Below are 17,060 nucleotides of genomic sequence, written 5' to 3' on the forward strand. Positions count from 1 at the left end.
AAATTGTGATTTATCTAGATAATGCGGCGACAACTTGGCCCAAACCTGAATGTGTTTATCAGGCGGTCGATGAATGTTTGCGCACGATGGGAGCCAATCCGGGGCGAGGCGGGCACAGTATGGCGAGAGCTGCCAGCATGCTGGTATACGAGGCAAGGGAAGCTTTAGCGGAACTATTCCATATTGATGATGCCAATCAGATCGCGTTTACTCATAATGCCAGTGATGCCATCAGTATGGGCCTATTTGGCATAGTACAACCCGGTGATACAATTGTGACAACTGCAATGGAACATAACGCGGTAGCCAGGGCTGTGCGCTTGGCCGAATCACAGGGAGTCAATGTTTGCATAATTCCCTGCAACTCCCTGGGACAACTGGATATGGCGGCAATGGCGGCAGCCATCAGGCAAAAACCAAAGTTGGTTATTATGGCTCATGCTTCCAATGTTACCGGAACAATTATGCCAATTGAAAAAGTCGGCAAACTGACCAAACGGTTTGGCGTCATTTTTATGGTAGACGCTGCGCAAACCGCCGGCGTGGAAGAAATTGACGTGGACACTATGAAAATTGATGCTTTGGCCTTTAGTGGTCATAAAGGACTGCTTGGACCACAAGGTACAGGCGGTCTTTATGTACATGAGACGGTCGCAGTTAAACCGTTGCGGGTTGGAGGCACCGGCAGCTTGTCTGAATCAGACAGGCAACCGGAATTTATGCCTGACAAGCTGGAAAGCGGCACTCCCAATACACCTGGCATAGCCGGTATAAAAGCAGGTGTCAGATACATTTTGACTACCGGACGAAGTAAAATTCAGGCCAAGGAACTGGAATTAACAAAATTACTGCTGGCAGGTCTGAAAACTGTTTTCGGGGCAACTGTCTATGGTCTGCAGGAGTACGGCGGTCGCACCGCCGTACTGTCATTTACTCTGTCGGGAAGGGATAGTGGCCAGGTAGCCCATATTCTTGACAGAGACTATGGTGTTGCCTGCCGATCAGGTTTGCATTGTGCCCCGTGGGCGCATCAAACAATAGGAACATTAAAGACAGGAACAGTAAGGCTTAGTCCGGGATATTTCAACACAGAAAACGAAATTGAACAAGCGCTTGCTGCGATTAAAAAAATTGCGGCCCAGGGAGGATAAAATGAAGGGAACGCTAGTGAATGCTGCCGCAGTTATAATAGGATCCGGTTTGGGATTAGCTCTAAAACAAGGAATACCCGAAAAATACCGGAATACACTTGTACAGGGGATGTCATTAGCTGTAGGCGTTATTGGTTTACAAATGGCGCTAAAGACGCAGAATATCCTTATTGTTATTATGGGAATTGCCGTTGGTGCCATTATCGGGGAAACACTCAATATTGATGGGGGCTTAAATAAAATCGGGGCATGGCTATCTGCTAAATTAAGCAGTGCTGGCGCTGAAGGTCCAAATTCAATTGGACGCGGTTTTGTTACAGCCAGTCTGGTCTATTGTATTGGTGCCATGGCAGTTGTAGGTTCTATTCAGGACGGTTTAACCGGAGACACAAGTATACTTTATGCTAAGTCATTGTTAGATGGTATTATTTCAATCGTTTTTACATCAAGTATGGGCATCGGCGTGGCTTTTTCCAGCTTAAGCATATTGATTTATCAGGGCTTAATCACAGTACTGGCCGGTTTTTTTAGTGCTATATTATCCGACCGGGTAGTTACGGAGCTCACGGCAACCGGCGGGATTCTTATTGTTGGAGTGAGCATACTAATGCTGGAATTAAAAAATATAAAATTGGCAAATTTACTGCCGGCAATACCGGCTGCAGCGGCAATCGCATATTTCTGGCCGACATGAATACTATGGAAATAGGATTGCAACCGATAAAAGGAAAGGTGGTACACAGCTACCATGGATTTGTCGCAATATACATTATTTATTACAGCTAATTTACCGTACATATTATTAGGATTGACTGTGCTAATCTTTATTGCATTGCTCGTTTTTATTAGTGTCAATATAAAGATGAGCAAACTGAATAAGCGCTATCGCAGAATGATGAATGGAATGGAGAACGCAAATATTGAACGCCTCTTATTGAGCCATATAGAGGAAGTTCGCCAGGCGGTGAGTAAGGTCAATCAGCTAGATGAAAAATGCCGTCAGTTGGATGCCATTACGACCAAAACCATACAAAATATAGGATTGGTTCGCTTTAATGCATTTGAAGATACCGGCAGTGATCTAAGTTTTGCTCTGGCATTATTGGATAAAAATAAGAACGGCATCGTTCTATCCAGTATCTATGGTCGTAATGAGTCCAGAATATATGCCAAACCGGTTGTTGACGGCCAGTCTACTTATCACCTTACAGAAGAGGAAAAACAAGCTTTGAAGATATCTCTGGAAAAAAATTCATAAAATAGCAGGATTTTTTCAGGTTTTGGCGAATAGTATCGTGGTTAGGCGTTTGTAAGCTTTTGAAAAGAAGGTGATATGGTTGATACAAAAAACGCCAAAGCCTGACAAACGTGAATATACGTTTATGATTGTGCCCCATCACGGCAAATCCGTATTTAGCATTCGCATTCCCATAAAAACGATTAAATATACTGCCGCGACACTAGGTATTTGTTTAGCAATTCTTTCGGGTACAATGATAAATTATCGTTATCAGGCCAACTTGACGAACCAGGAAAAATATGAATTGAATCAACTGCGTGAAGTGAATAGTAAACAGCATGCCGAACTGGAGGAACTCGCTAAAGAGACAGCCGATCTCCAGCAGGACATGAACCGTCTAAATCAACTGGACGCCGATTTGCGGCGCATGGTAAATAGTGAAGACCTTACGGATACATCAAGATCAGCTCCTGCCAGGCTGACAAATTATAATGGACAAGGTGGTCCTGAGGTACATCCTCAAACGGCCGAGTTGCTTAACTTAGTGAAAGAGCTTAAAGTAGCAGTTAATGAACGGGAAAACAGTCTGCGCAGTTTACAGGGATCATTAATTGAGAAAAAGGAACGGCTGTCGGCCACCCCGTCAATCTGGCCGACAAACGGGGAAGTAACGTCCCGTTTTGGGTGGCGTAATTCGCCCTGGGGCAGAGGCAGCGACTGGCATCCGGGAATTGATATTGCCAATGAAGCCGGTACGCCTATTGTTGCCACCGCCGATGGCGTTGTTGTTAACAGTAGTTGGGTCAGCGGGTATGGTAATATGGTTGAAATCGACCATGGTAACGGTATGGTGTCGATATATGGGCATAATGCCCAATTGCTTGTGAATGTTGGTCAGCAAGTAAAAAAAGGACAATTAATTGCCCGGATGGGAAGTACTGGTGACAGTACCGGACCACACGTGCATTATGAAATACGGGTTAATGGCACAGCAGTGAATCCATCTAGTTTTTTGTAGGAGGTAAGCGTTATAATGTTTGGCAGTAAGAAGCAACCTAGCACCATTGGTGATCAAGTCGCCACGATTATTGGCAGCGAGACTGCTTTTAAAGGTACAATTACATCACAAGGAACAGTTCGAATTGACGGGCGGCATGAAGGGGAGATTACTACTGCCGGTGATTTGGTGGTAGGGGAAGACGGGAATCTGGAAGCTCAGATTAAGGCGCGAAGTGCTCTTATTGCCGGCGTAGTAAAAGGAAACATTGATGTTTCCGATAAATTGGAACTATTGCCTACTGCTAAAGTATATGGTGATATCAAAGTTGGCACGCTAACCGTCAGCGAGGGAGCGATATTCCGTGGTGCGTGCAATATGATAAAAGAACCTTCGACCGAGGGTAATGAATGATTTTGATAAAAAAAGCAGGATACACATCAGTGTATCCTGCTTTTTTTATCAAAATAGGTTGCAAGCAAATCAGGAGAAGGCTATTCTCAGTCCTCTAAGTGGCGACCGTGTTACAAAATGCTTATACTTAAGAACTGTGATTGCGCCCGAGAGCAAAGGATATGCCGTGAGCAATGGTGTCGGCCATTTTCATCACCAGGTTAAGCCGGGTGCTTTGTAAAACAAGATGTTCCATAAAGCCGCCTACATTGACAATACCGGTAATGTAAGCATTGCCGACAGCCGGGAGGTCTTTATTTACGGCTGCGCCGGGTTTAACCGACCCGTGTCCAAGTGTTACGCAGCCCACATTCTCCAACTTGCCGAGACAAGCATCGACAGCAATAATAAACGGATGGGCAAAGGAGGAATTAATTGTTGACAGCATACTTCCCAGATTGGTGGCGTGAACTGGGTCATCCAAAGTACCGTAGACATGAGGAAAATAGTTAATTGTTTTTAATTTTGTACCTGTTAATGGCCCCAGTGCATCCCCGGTTGACCGGTCAGTACCAATACATAAAACAACAATTTCCCAACCGTCTTTTTTTGCATTTTCAACTAACTTGCGGATAGAAACCGATAGGTCATAAATAGCGTTTGGTTGACTAACATTAAATTTGATTTCACGTGCAAGCTCGGGAGCCACCGGCGGCTTAAGCGGTGACAGTTTATTGATTATGGGAAAATTCAAAATGTTATTCAGCATACTATGCTCCTGTCAAATAGTTGTCCTTACCATTATGTGTAAAATAGAAGCACTCTATACATAACGGCAGGAATTTCTAATATCTAACAGGAATAATAAATGAAATGTTTACCAGACTGTAATAGACAAAGGTTTGCAAGGAGGTTCAACAGTGGAGGTCACGAATAAATTCAGAACGCTGCCGGCCATTGATAAACTTTTATCTATAGTGGCAGCTGACCCGGAGATAAGACACTATCCCCATGAGTTGCTAACTGTCTGCCTGCGACAGGCGGTAGCCGATGCCCGAACCAGGATAAAGCACGGTGACGGCAACGCCGGCAGTACAGATTCTATTATCAGGGCTGCGAAAATTTTGCTAAGAGAGCAGGCAGGATCTAGTCTGCGGCGGGTAATAAATGCTACCGGCGTTGTGCTTCATACTAATTTGGGCCGGGCGCCGCTCAGCAAACGGGCTCAGGAGTGTGTAACGGGAATTATGGAGGGCTATAGCACGCTGGAATACGCTGTGGAGAGCGGGCAGCGGGGCAGTCGCTATGCGCATGTGGTAGAGCCGATTTGCCATTTGACAGGGGCGGAAGACGCGCTGGTGGTAAATAATAATGCCGCAGCCGTATTATTGGTTCTCTCGGCTTTAGCCAGGGGACGTGAAGTTATTGTCAGCCGGGGAGAGCTTGTTGAAATTGGTGGTTCTTTTCGGGTCCCTGATGTCCTGCGCCAGAGCGGCGCAACCTTGGTTGAAGTAGGCACCACAAACAAGACTCATCTTGCAGACTATGAACAGGCGATTGGGCCAAATACGGCGGCTATCTTAAAGGTACATACCAGCAATTACTGTATCATTGGCTTTACATCCCAGCCTGAGGGGACGGAACTGGCTGCGTTGGCCCATAAACATAATCTACCGGTGATTGAGGATTTGGGGAGCGGCACGCTATTGCCTTTAACTGCCGGGGGACAGACCGAGCCTGCAGTAAAGGAGCGGTTGCAACTGGGATTTGATGTACTTACTTTTAGTGGTGATAAGCTGTTAGGAGCAGGCCAGGCAGGGATAATTGCCGGCAAGCGTCCATATATTGAGCTGATGAAGAAGCAGCCATTGCTGAGGGCGGTTCGCATTGACAAACTATCATTGGCAGCACTGGAAGGAACGTTTAAGGACTATATTATCGGCAGTCCCGGGCAGGATGTACCGGTCTTGGCTATGCTGAATGCCGACAAACCTGTTTTAGAGCAGCGTGCCGACCGGCTAAAAGAATTAATCGTCAACTTGAATGCCGGCTTTGCCACAGAAGTAGTTCAGCTCAATTCACCGGCAGGTGGCGGAGCTTTACCGGCTGCTGTATTGAATGGTTATGGGGTAACCGTGACCCATAAGAATCTGCGTACGGAAGAATTGGAAAGCCGGCTACGGCAGCGGACGATACCCATAGTGACCCGCATTCGCGAGGATAAGGTAATTTTTGATGTACGCTGCTTACTGGAAAGAGACTTACCAGATATCGCAAATGCTCTGGGCGCATTATAAGTAAATGCAGCTCGACGATTCGGAGGCTATAGTATGAAACACATTATTATTGGGACTGCCGGGCATGTTGACCATGGCAAATCAGCAATTATTAAGGCTTTGACCGGCGTGGATACCGATCGTTTGAAAGAAGAAAAATTGCGGGGCATATCGATTGACTTGGGTTTTGCCTCGCTGCCGCTGGGCGATAAGGTTATTGCCGGGATTGTTGATGTTCCCGGACATGAACGGTTTTTAAAAAATATGCTGGCGGGAACCGGCGGCATAGACTTAGCCATGTTGGTTGTGGCTGCCGACGAAGGGATTATGCCGCAAACCAAAGAACATTTGGCCATGCTTCAACTATACGGAATCCGGGCCGGTTTGATTGTAATCAATAAAATTGACAAGGTGGATGAAGAGTGGCTGGAAATGATTGAAAGTGAAATACAAGCGTATGTAAGCGATACTTTTTTAAAAGATGCTCCCTGCTGTAAAGTGTCGGCTGCGACGGGGGAGGGGCTTGATGCCCTGAAAACTACGTTAACCGCTTTGGCGGAAAAGGTGCCCGCACGCAATAGCAGCGCTCCGTTTAGACTTTGGATTGATCGGGTATTTACGATTAAGGGGTATGGGGCAGTTGTTACAGGTTCCGTACTTAGCGGCAATATAAAGGTAGGTGACAGCGTTACACTTTATCCGGCTGAAACCATCGTCAGAGTTCGCGGCATCGAATGGCATGGCGAGAAAGTGGAGAAAATCGCGGCAGGCCAGCGAGCTGCTATCAATTTAGCCGGGGTAGAGACAGAAGAACTGGCACGCGGGATGGTACTCAGTGCTGTTGAACGGGGCGAGATTAGTACAGTATGGGATATAGCAGCCGAATGGCAGCAGGAGGTCGAAAGCGGCTTGCGTATTCGCCTGCATCTGGGTACTGGCGAATTTATAGGCCGAATCTATGCGTTTAAGGACACCGGAAATCAGTATATGCGGCTTATTTTGGAGGAACCACTGGCCGCTGGGGCTGGTGACAGGGGAATCATCAGACTGTATTCGCCACAATACTTGCTGGGAGGAGTATCGCTTATCGCGCCGGGGCGCCAAAGCAGGAAGCTTTCCGTTTCACGGGCGGCACTTGCCGATGCAATCACCCATGATGACGAAATAAATGCGCTGTATTATCGCCTGGCGGAAAGCCGCCACGTATTAACCCAGGCAGAGGTTAGGCGACAAAGCGGCTATCTGCCGGACAGAGCCGTAGATCAGGCCATAAACACCCTGACGACCGCCAAGCGTCTATATTGTCTGGAAAAAAATTATATTACAACCGATATGTTTGCCAAACTGACCAATATGGCAACCACGATGATTGGCAGCTTTCATAAAGCGCAGCCGGACCGCAGCGGTCTTTCCAAAGAAATAGTACGGCAAAAGCTGGGGCTCAATGAGAAAAGTTTTGAAATCCTTCTTAATCAATGGGTGACTGCGGGAACGTTGGTCAGCAGTGGCGGCGATCTTGCGTTAAAAGAACACGCTGACCAGCATGGCGACTGGCGGCAGACAATAGTAGAAAAAACAGAGGCTGCCCTGGCCGATATCGGCTTAACGAATATCGATACCGCTTTATTGGCGCAAAAACTGGCGCTGCCCTTAGAAAAAGCCAAGGCAGCACAGGATGTGTTAGTCAAGGCAGGTACGTTAATCAAGCTGGGAGATTTCTTTGTATACAGCAAAACAATGCAGTACATTGTTCAAGTTATTCACAAGCACTTCCAAGGAAAACAGACATTAACAGTAGCCGAATTACGGGATATTTTGAAAACTTCAAGGAAAGTGGCCTTGCCTGTGATAGAATACTTAGATATGCATAAATATACAGTAAGAGATGGTGATGTGCGCCGTCCGACCCGCAAAATACTTGATTTGTCAGAATAAACTTACTTTAAATATGCATATTGACAACATACCAATTACTTTTTATAATTAAACTCAAAACCAGCATATGTACACTTGCGTATTTATATGGAGTACATGTGTATCTTAAGGGAGTGTGTCTAGGGTTCCGCGCAGGTATGCGGCTGGACCAAGCGGCACAGGTGCAGCGTGGCACAGCACTACACCGTGGGTATAAAAGACCCGGCGGAAGGTCCCAGTCGTTGTGGATTCTTCGCCAGGTTTTTTTTTGCCCCTAAAAACAGGAAAAAGGGATGTGGGCTTTCGCTTCCGTAAGAGCCTCGGCGCAAGCCCGGTTTCTTTATTCCTGTAGCATGTATGGACCGGGATGAAGGTTGTCTTGTTTTAAGCAATTATTGGAGAGGGTGGTAGAGTAGGATGTGTAGAATAGGGGCTATAAAAAGTAAAATAGCATTTCATCCTTCACTGGCGTTGCACTTGATGCTTCCCCAGCAGGAAGGGCACGACAACTCTGGTTTTGCTATGGTCATGCAAGACTTAGAGGGGGTTTTTGCCAAGTGTAAGGATAAGCCGCTACTGTCATTGGCCTGTACGCAAAAAGGCGCAGCGATGGTAGAGCATTTTATGGAGACTAACAACTTTACTCCTGTACATGAGTGGATTCCCCGGGGAGTTCGTCAGCCAGGTCTTGATATAAAAGCTATGCCTTACTATATTTTCAGGGCCTATGACTATCCTGAGTATTACCGTACGGCTACGCAGGAGGCTAAGGAAGAATTGCTGTTAGATACCCGTTTGGCACTAAGAGCTTTACTTGATGCTGAAGACCAAGGGTACGTTTATTCGTTCTGGCCGGATGTGCTAACGCTAAAGGAAATAGGCGATCCTCGCGATATTGCCACTTATTTTAAGCTGTGGGACAATAACGGCGACTTGATGTCAAAAAATGTCGTTGTTCAGTGCCGGCAAAATACAAATTATGATATTGTGCGCTATGCCGCGCATCCTTTCTTCCTGCAGGGATATACACTCTGCGCCAATGGGGAAAACACTTTCTATACAAAAAATAAAGAATATCAAAAATCCTTGCATCGCGGCTATATTGGATTCGAATCTGATTCACAAAACTTCTTATATACATTGCACTATGTTCTTAATGTACTCAAATGGCCAATAAAATATTATAAGCATGTTATAACCCCACTGCCCTTCGATGAAATAGCTAAACGCCCGGATCACCGCGAATTGACAGCAATACGTCAGTCGTTAGGACATTTGGAGATAAACGGCCCTAATACCATTATTGCTATGCTGCCGAATGGACGGATGATGACTTGCTGTGATTCTAAAAAATTGCGGCCGGTTGTTGTCGGCGGCGATGGTACGACTATTGCTATTTCATCTGAGGTCTGCGGTCTTAACCAAATATTGCCGAACCGTAATCAGGAACTTGATGTGTATCCCAATGAACGTGAAGTTGTAGTTATTACGCCGGAACTGGAGGTAGAGCGATGGAAGCAGTAAGAGTACAAGACGTTAGTGTAAATGATCTGCCTTGGAAAATCCAATATATAAACGAGCGTTGTACGATGTGCGGCAGTTGTGTGGCTGCTTGTACTTTTAATGCTATCGAGGCAGCTATCGAACGCCGGTCGGTTACGGTTTCGACAGGACATCAGCCTGAGCCGTGTCAACGGCATATGGCAGTACCGGTCATTCGGCAAAGAGCGGTAAGCACAAATGCCTGTGTGGGCTGTGGTATGTGTGAAAAGGTTTGTCCGAATAGTGCCATCAAACCTGTGCGCAACGTTGATTCCCGGATTAACTGCTTAAACAGAAGCGGCGGTTCACCGGTTAAACGCGGTGGCCGCAACGCCTTGTTAGGGGAAGAGCGGACACTGGATAAAATTGTGGTTGGCCGTATTTCGCAAATGACGGACCCTTCCTTGGATTCCGAACGGCATACCTTTGATATTTTAGCCCCGTTTGGGCGTGTTCTTCCTCCCAACGAACTACCGCTTGCCTCCAATGGCCAGGAGCTTACGCTCACAGATAAAACGCCGCCGGTAAACTGGATCTACCCGGTAATTTTCAGTGATATGTCAATCGGTGCGTTGTCAACCAGGGCTTGGGAAGCAGTTGCACTGGCAACGGCTTACTTAAACGAAAAACATAATATACCTGTCAGAATGTGTTCTGGCGAAGGCGGCATGCCAATTAAACTTCTTAAGTCAGAACAACTGAAATATATGATTTTGCAGATTGCCTCGGGTCACTTTGGCTGGAACCGGATTATTCAGGCGATGCCGCATATGAAAGTAGATCCGGCCGGTATTTTGATTAAAATCGGACAAGGGGCTAAACCGGGGGACGGCGGTCTTTTGCCGGCGGCCAAAGTATCAAAACCGGTGCAGGCCATCCGGGGGGTGCCCAAGGCGGATCTCTTGTCGCCGCCGAACCACCAAGGCCTATATTCCATTGAAGAATCAGTACAAAAAATGTTTATGTCCATGAATGCCGCCTTCAAATTCCGCGTGCCTGTTGCTATTAAATGCGCGGCTTCAGCGACATCGGTGTCCGTATATAACAACCTCATACGCGATCCCTACAAAATTTGTGGCGGTTTCTTTATTGACGGCATTCAGGGCGGTACCGGCGCAGCCAACGAGGTTTCACTTGATCACACCGGCCACCCGGTAGTATCGAAGATCCGGGAATGCTATCTGGCAGCCGTTAATCAAGGCCGCCAGGGGCAAATTCCCCTTTGGGGCGGTGGCGGTTTAGGCTTAAGTGGCAACGCGGCTGCCGATGCTTTTAAAATGATTTGCTTAGGGGCAAATGGTGTATTTTTGGGCAAACTGCTCATCCAACTGTGTGGTTGTGTGGGTAATGAGCATGGACGCTGTAATTCCTGTAATACGGGCAACTGCCCGGCAGGAATCTGCACGCAGAATCCACGTTTGGTTAAACGATTGGATATCGACAAAGCAGCGCAAAACATTGTTGAATACATGCTGGCCTTAAATAGCGAGCTTAAAAAGCTGATGGCCCCGGTCGGGAACAGTTCGCTGCCTGTCGGACGATCTGATGCGTTGGTTACTACGGATAAAGCCATCGCTGACAAATTAGCCATCCAATATGTATGTTAGGGGGAACTGCGCATGTTTACAATAAATACAATTGACGGCAATAATCGGATGTCAACGCAGGACCTCTTGGAGAGGATAAATGCAGCGTTGGCCCAAGGAGAAACTGAATTTTATATCGAGGCTTCCGGTCAGCACGATATTGGCGGGCCGCTCTGGCAGCCGGAAGGAAAGCCGTTGAAGTTTCATATAAAAAATGCCGGCCAGCGGGTCGGCTCCATGTGCCTGCCGGGAACGGAAATTATTGTTGAAGGATCATCTTCTGCCGATGTCGGCTGGCTTAATGCCGGCGGCCGCATCATTGTTAAGGGCGATGGTGGCGACACAACGGCGCATTGTGCGGCTGCCGGTACTATTTATGTCGGCGGCCGGGCAGGAACCCGTTCCGGCTCATTGATGAAGCATGATCCGCTTTATGAGGCTCCCGAGTTTTGGGTATTAAAAAATGTCGGCAGTTTTGCCTTTGAATTCATGGGTGGCGGTATTGCGGTAGTATGCGGGTATGACAGTCAGCAGTTTGAATCGGTTCTCGGTAACCGTGCCTGTACCGGCATGGTAGGCGGAATTGTGTATTTCAGAGGTACTGCCAGTGGCATATCGGCCAAAGATACGAAAATACTTGCCCTGAATGAAGAAGATATTGCTTATCTTGATGGTAAGATGGATGACTTTTTGACCGCAATTGACCGTGCGGAGCTCCGGCGTGAATTAAGTCACTGGCATGAGTGGCAGAAAGTAGTGCCGCTTACCTATGACGAGCGACCGAAAAAAGCCAATACCAATATGTACTCTTTCCGTACCGATGAATGGGTTCCCGGCAGTATTTTCGGCGATGTATGCGAGGATGATTTTGCCGTAATCGGCATGATAGCCACCGGGAAATATCGCCGCCGTGTGCCTGTATGGGAAAATGGCAAATACAGTGCGCCGTGCGAATTTAATTGCACAGCCTCAATACCTTCGCAACAGCGCTTTAATTTATTGCGGGAAGGCAAAATTGAGGAAGCCTATCGGTTGGTGCTGGAATATACACCGTTTCCCGGTTCCGTATGCGGTGCCGTTTGCCCTAATTTGTGTATGGACGACTGTACGCGGAAAACAGTTGATATATCGGCTCAAATTGGAAAACTGGGCCGGTATTCCAGCGAAGCTGATTTGCCAATGCCTGAGAACAGGACCGGCAAGCAGGTTGCGGTTATCGGCGGTGGTGCAGCCGGCTTGACGGCTGCTTGGCAACTGGCGCGTTTGGGACATGACGTAACCGTGTTTGAAGCCGACGAAAAAGTAGGCGGCAAAATGGAGCAAGTTATTCCCCGTTCCCGTCTGCCGCAGGAAACACTAAGCCGCGAAATTGCCCGCATAGAAAAAATGGGGGTTGCCTTTAAAACAGGAGTAACGGTTGATAAAGCAAAATTTACGGCAATAAAAGACAGCCATGACGCGATTATAGTCACCACAGGCGGACATACCACCAAAGTGATTCCCTGGCCGGGACATGAACGGATCGTTAAAGGCCTTGAGTTTTTAAAGGCCGTAAACAAAGGTCAAAAACCGGAGATTGGCAAACGGATTATTGTCATCGGTTGCGGCAATTCCGGCATGGACGTTGCCGTAGGCGCGTATGGACTGGGAGCTGAGCAAGTTACCTGTATTGACGTACAGCGTCCGGCTGCCTTTGATCATGAGATTGACCATGTTAAGTCGCTGGGGGCGGAGATACTTTGGCCGGTATTCACGAAAGAGATTACCGATCAAGGCATTATTACCCAGGAGGGCCAGTTGATTAAGGGGGATACCGTGATTATTGCCATCGGCGAGTCCCCGGATCTTAGCTTCCTGCCTGATGGTATCGAACGCGAACGCGGCTGTCTGAAACCAGCGAATAACAGCAGTATTGCTCCGGGAATTTTTACGGCTGGTGATACCGTACGTCCAGGTAGGCTTGTGGATGCTATTGGCGCAGGACGCCAGGCTGGTTTGGCAGTGGACGCCTATTTGCAGGGTACGACCTTTACACTGGCGGAAAAGGCAAGAATTCCGGCAGGCCGGATCAGTGCGGCCTATTTTAAAAAGTGCCATAGCTGTGATGTGCCTGAGGCTAATAGCGACTATAATCGCTGCATTAGCTGCGGTACTTGCCGGGATTGTCATATGTGCCTGAAATCTTGTCCGGAAAACGCCATCACCCGTACGGTAGGGGAAAATGGCGCCGAGTATACTTCGGATCCGAATAAATGTATCGGCTGCGGTATTTGTGCCGGTATTTGTCCCTGTGGTATTTGGAATATGGAACCAAATGCCGAGCCGCTTACTTTTTATAAATAAAATATGCAATAACCAATTGGTGCCGGCGCTGAAAGCGTCGGCGTTTTCTTTAACGGAGGGAAGTATGGCTACAAGGTGGATGATGGTTGATGTACAAATATTAAATACTTTTGTAAGTTTAAAAGAGACAATAATAATTAAGTACATCTAAGAGAGATATTATGTGTGCATAAAGAATACAAAGTAATTACAATATACAAAATAATCTATTGACATTGCAGGCGGTTTAAATATAATTATAAACATAGACTTGATACCAAAAAGATCGCTGATGAGAAACATTGTGTGGATAAAACTGGCTCTGGGCCTGTAGGGGAGGGTTCACCTGACAAAGTTTATACCTTCTTTAGTAAACGTTACCTTGAGGATCGGGCAGCTGTGATTCAATGATTAAAGCATGAGGAAAGCGGGGGAATTGGCTACACTGCAAATTGCCCAGGATAATAAGATCCCTGTTCTAACTGCAACCGCCACGAATCCGAAAGTTACCGTAGATAATGGCAAAGTAAGGCCGTATGTATTCCGTGCTTGCTTTATCGACCCTTTTCAGGGCAAGGTAATGGCTGATTTCGCCACTAAAACAGTTAAGGCTAAAACAGCAGCCATTTATGTGGATAACAGTTCGATTATTCCAAAGGCTTGGCCGATGTTTTTGAGGCATCCTTTACGCAGGCCGGCGGACAGATTGTTGCTAAAGAGGGATTCCTGCAGAAGGATACAGACTTTAAAGCAACCTTGAGCAAGCTAAAAGCCAGCAATCCCGACGTTATTTTTATTCCCGCCTACTATGAAGAAGTGGGGAAAATTGTTAAGCAGGCCCGGGGACTCGGGATTACTGCACCGCTTTTGGGTACTGACGGCTGGGATGACAGTAAACTTGTTGATATTGCCGGAGCTGCTCCGTTAAACAATGGATTTTTCAGCAATCATTAAACTTACAGGTAAGTACTGGTATTTTAACACTGGATGCCAGCCATAACCCGGTAAAGAGTGCCGTAGTTATTGAAATGAAAGACGGTAAACAAATGTTTAAAGAGAAGATTAATCCCTAGCAAACACTGGCCGGTGTGATAATAACAAATGGAAGAATATAAAACCTGCAATGACGCAAGGGATAAGGCTGCTGCCTTATCCCTTTTTACCTGATGGACGGATGCAATTCATGTCTCCTCTCAATGGACGTATGAATGGATGTGTTGCGCTGAGAGTATTGACAGCGATGGACAGGGCAAATATAATTACACTGTATGGCATACATCTATGTGTTGTTAGTGGACACGTGTACTAACAGCAAAAGAGCTTGCAGCGTAATACTGTATGCAAGTCCATGACATTATGGGGGGCGATAATGTCACATACTCGTGCGGCGTACTCTGTATCCACGTTAAGTATTGGGAGGGGAAACAATGGTAAAGACAAGATTTACAAAGCTAGTCAGTATCATGGTAAGTATACTTATGGTAGCTGGTCTTGTTGCAGGTTGCGGTAGCAGCGGCGGTCAACAGTCTGATGTAATCAAGCTGGGAGCCGACCTGGAAATGACGGGTAACAATGCTACGTTCGGCCAGTCTGCGACCAATGGGGCCAAACTGGCAATCAAAGAGGTCAACGCTAAAGGCGGCGTGCTTGGCAAGCAGCTCACATTAATTGTAGCCGACAATAAAAGCGAAGCAGCCGAAGCCGCCAACGCGATGCAGAAACTTATTACCCAAGATAAAGTGGTAGCTGTTATCGCACCAATTGCATCCTCAAGTGTTATTGCGGCGGCCCAGGTAAATGCCGACAATAAAGTATTGGCCATCAGCCCAACTGCGTCAAATCCCAAGGTTACCGTCGATCCTAACAACGGTAAAGTTCGTGAATTTAACTTCCGGGCGGCCTTTATTGATCCGTTTCAAGGTTCTGTAATGGCTACATTTGCCCAGAAATCACTTAAAGCCAAAACAGCCGCATTGTACATTGATAATTCCAGTGACTATGCTAAGGGATTAGGCCAATTCTTTAAAGAAACCTTTGAAAAGAATGGCGGCACTATTGTTGCTAATGAAGGTTATTTGGCCAAGGATACAGATTTTAAAGCAACGTTGACGAAAATTAAATCCCAAAATCCCGATGTAGTGTTTGTACCAGGCTATTATCAAGAGGTAGGGATGATCATTAAGCAAGCCCGCGAGCTTGGGCTTACTGTTCCGTTCCTCGGCGGCGATGGCTGGGATTCGGCTAAACTGCCGGAAATCGGCAGCCCGCAAGCTTTAAACAATACGTTCTTCAGCAACCATTATTCGCCGGATGACAACAGTCCGGCAGTAAAAGCCTTTGTTGAAGCTTATCAGAAAGAATACAATCAGACACCAGATGCGTTTGCTGCATTGTCTTATGATGCTACGATGATGGTTATTGAAGCCATGAAGAGAGCCAACAGTGCTGATCCTGTCAAGATTAAGGATGAACTGGCCAAGACCAAAGACTATCAGGCAGTATCCGGGTTAATCAGCTTTAATGTATCCCATGACCCTGTAAAGAGTGCCGTAATCATTGAAATGAAAGACGGTAAACAAACCTTTAGGGAAAAGGTAAATCCCTAATTAAGGGTGCGTTGCGTCCCCTGCGGCCGGGGCAGATTTTGCCCCGGCTAGCCGGACCAACCGGCCCTTCAAAATATATTTAAATTTTTGAAATGGAGAGGGGAGAGCGCAGTGGATTCATCAAGTTTAATCGTTCAGTTTGGACAGCAGTTAATTAACGGTATTTCCCTGGGCAGCATTTATGCGCTCATTGCGCTGGGTTATACGATGGTTTACGGTATAATCAGGCTGATCAACTTTGCCCACGGTGACATCTATATGGTGGGTGCGTATGCAGGATTCTTTGCCACTACCATGTTTAACTTTTCTTTTGTTCCCGCATTAATTTTTTCGATGGCAGTTGCCGGTCTTGCCGGTATGATCATTGAAAGGGCGGCTTACCGGCCGCTCCGGAATGCGCCCAAGATTGCCATATTGATTACGGCAATTGGCGTATCGCTTTTTTTGGAATATACCGGAATGCTGTTGGTTTCACCGCAGCCCAGAACGTTTCCGGCAATTTTTAATGCCGATGTATATCATCTCGGTGGCTTGGTAATCAACAGTCAGCAAATTGTCATCTTAGTGGTATCCTTGCTATTAATGGTCATTCTGACCTATGTCGTAAATAAAACAAAGATGGGAAAGGCCATGCGGGCAACCTCCTTTGATACCGACGCCGCCCGGCTCATGGGCATTGACGTCGATAAGGTCATTTCCTTTACCTTTGGTATCGGTTCAGCCTTGGCTGCCGCCGCCGGTGTACTTGTCGGCGTCTATTATAATTCCATCGATCCGTTAATGGGCATTATGCCTGGATTAAAGGCCTTCGTTGCGGCAGTTCTCGGCGGTATCGGCAATATCCCCGGCGCTATGCTCGGCGGTACTATTTTAGGTATTATCGAAGCACTTGTCAGCGGCTTCTGGTCATCCACATTCCGAGATGCGGCAGCCTTTGCCATTTTGATCATTATCTTACTGTGGAGACCGGCAGGCCTCTTGGGTAAAAACATCCGGGAGAAAGTGTAGGTGACAGGCCGTGAAATTATTGCAA

General features: G+C 46.8%; 13 protein-coding genes and 2 pseudogenes. 13 read left to right on the forward strand and 2 right to left on the reverse strand.

The window, feature by feature from the left end; genetic code table 11:
* The first annotated feature begins 5 nt into the window (after nt 1-5).
* Together BLR65_RS15095 and BLR65_RS15100 are read left to right on the forward strand one after the other, a co-directional pair.
* On the forward strand, nt 6-1,151 hold the full coding sequence (locus BLR65_RS15095) for an aminotransferase class V-fold PLP-dependent enzyme (protein ID WP_093795021.1): 1,146 nt from the start codon (nt 6-8) through the stop codon (nt 1,149-1,151).
* Nucleotide 1,152: 1 nt separating this feature from the next.
* Complete coding sequence (locus BLR65_RS15100) at nt 1,153-1,845, forward strand: DUF554 domain-containing protein (RefSeq protein WP_093795022.1); 693 nt, start codon at nt 1,153-1,155, stop codon at nt 1,843-1,845.
* Here BLR65_RS15100 and BLR65_RS31830 read toward each other — a convergent pair.
* Nucleotides 1,812-1,949 (reverse strand): annotated as a pseudogene (locus BLR65_RS31830) (hypothetical protein); the annotation flags it as partial. The gene BLR65_RS15100 and the pseudogene BLR65_RS31830 sit on opposite strands and share 34 nt — an antisense overlap.
* Between BLR65_RS31830 and BLR65_RS15105 the strand changes: the two are divergent.
* The 3 genes from BLR65_RS15105 (at nt 1,900) to BLR65_RS15115 (ending at nt 3,802) form a co-directional block, all read left to right on the forward strand.
* The gene (locus tag BLR65_RS15105; RefSeq protein ID WP_093795023.1) at nt 1,900-2,409 is read left to right on the forward strand and encodes a DUF4446 family protein; all 510 of its coding nucleotides are present in this window, start codon (nt 1,900-1,902) and stop codon (nt 2,407-2,409) included. The pseudogene BLR65_RS31830 and the gene BLR65_RS15105 sit on opposite strands and share 50 nt — an antisense overlap.
* A gap of 79 nt (nt 2,410-2,488) precedes the next feature.
* On the forward strand, nt 2,489-3,409 hold the full coding sequence (locus tag BLR65_RS15110) for a peptidoglycan DD-metalloendopeptidase family protein (RefSeq protein WP_093795024.1): 921 nt from the start codon (nt 2,489-2,491) through the stop codon (nt 3,407-3,409).
* Between the two features lie 15 nt (nt 3,410-3,424).
* Nucleotides 3,425-3,802 (forward strand): bactofilin family protein, encoded by a 378-nt coding sequence (locus tag BLR65_RS15115; protein ID WP_093795025.1) that lies wholly within the window; start codon nt 3,425-3,427, stop codon nt 3,800-3,802.
* 127 nt (nt 3,803-3,929) lie between these two features.
* Here the strand turns inward: BLR65_RS15115 and yyaC are convergent, their stop codons facing one another.
* Entirely contained in the window at nt 3,930-4,550 is a 621-nt protein-coding gene (gene yyaC, locus BLR65_RS15120; RefSeq protein WP_093795026.1) for a spore protease YyaC, read from the reverse strand.
* Between the two features lie 151 nt (nt 4,551-4,701).
* On the opposite strand from yyaC, the gene selA reads away from it, so the two are divergent.
* The 8 genes and pseudogenes from selA (at nt 4,702) to BLR65_RS15160 (ending at nt 17,035) form a co-directional block, all read left to right on the forward strand.
* Nucleotides 4,702-6,078, forward strand: a complete 1,377-nt coding sequence (selA, locus tag BLR65_RS15125) for an L-seryl-tRNA(Sec) selenium transferase (RefSeq protein ID WP_093795027.1) — start codon at nt 4,702-4,704, stop codon at nt 6,076-6,078.
* Between the two features lie 33 nt (nt 6,079-6,111).
* Entirely contained in the window at nt 6,112-7,992 is a 1,881-nt protein-coding gene (gene selB, locus BLR65_RS15130) for a selenocysteine-specific translation elongation factor (protein WP_093795028.1), read from the forward strand.
* Nucleotides 7,993-8,388: 396 nt separating this feature from the next.
* Complete coding sequence (locus tag BLR65_RS15135; protein WP_093795029.1) at nt 8,389-9,495, forward strand: class II glutamine amidotransferase domain-containing protein; 1,107 nt, start codon at nt 8,389-8,391, stop codon at nt 9,493-9,495.
* The gene (locus tag BLR65_RS15140; protein ID WP_093795030.1) at nt 9,483-11,120 is read left to right on the forward strand and encodes a glutamate synthase-related protein; all 1,638 of its coding nucleotides are present in this window, start codon (nt 9,483-9,485) and stop codon (nt 11,118-11,120) included. Before BLR65_RS15135 ends, BLR65_RS15140 begins: the two co-directional genes overlap by 13 nt.
* 12 nt (nt 11,121-11,132) lie before the next feature.
* Complete coding sequence (locus tag BLR65_RS15145) at nt 11,133-13,442, forward strand: FAD-dependent oxidoreductase (RefSeq protein ID WP_093795031.1); 2,310 nt, start codon at nt 11,133-11,135, stop codon at nt 13,440-13,442.
* A 415-nt stretch (nt 13,443-13,857) separates the two neighbouring features.
* Nucleotides 13,858-14,494: pseudogene (locus tag BLR65_RS15150) on the forward strand (ABC transporter substrate-binding protein); the annotation flags it as partial.
* Nucleotides 14,495-14,848: 354 nt separating this feature from the next.
* Nucleotides 14,849-16,027: an ABC transporter substrate-binding protein gene (locus tag BLR65_RS15155; RefSeq protein ID WP_093795032.1), complete on the forward strand. Its 1,179-nt coding sequence runs from the start codon at nt 14,849-14,851 to the stop codon at nt 16,025-16,027.
* A gap of 111 nt (nt 16,028-16,138) precedes the next feature.
* On the forward strand, nt 16,139-17,035 hold the full coding sequence (locus BLR65_RS15160) for a branched-chain amino acid ABC transporter permease (protein ID WP_093795033.1): 897 nt from the start codon (nt 16,139-16,141) through the stop codon (nt 17,033-17,035).
* Nucleotides 17,036-17,060 lie beyond the last annotated feature (25 nt).

The sequence above is a fragment of the Sporomusa acidovorans genome, from assembly GCF_900101845.1.
Classification (GTDB): Bacteria; Bacillota; Negativicutes; order Sporomusales; family Sporomusaceae; genus Sporomusa; species Sporomusa acidovorans.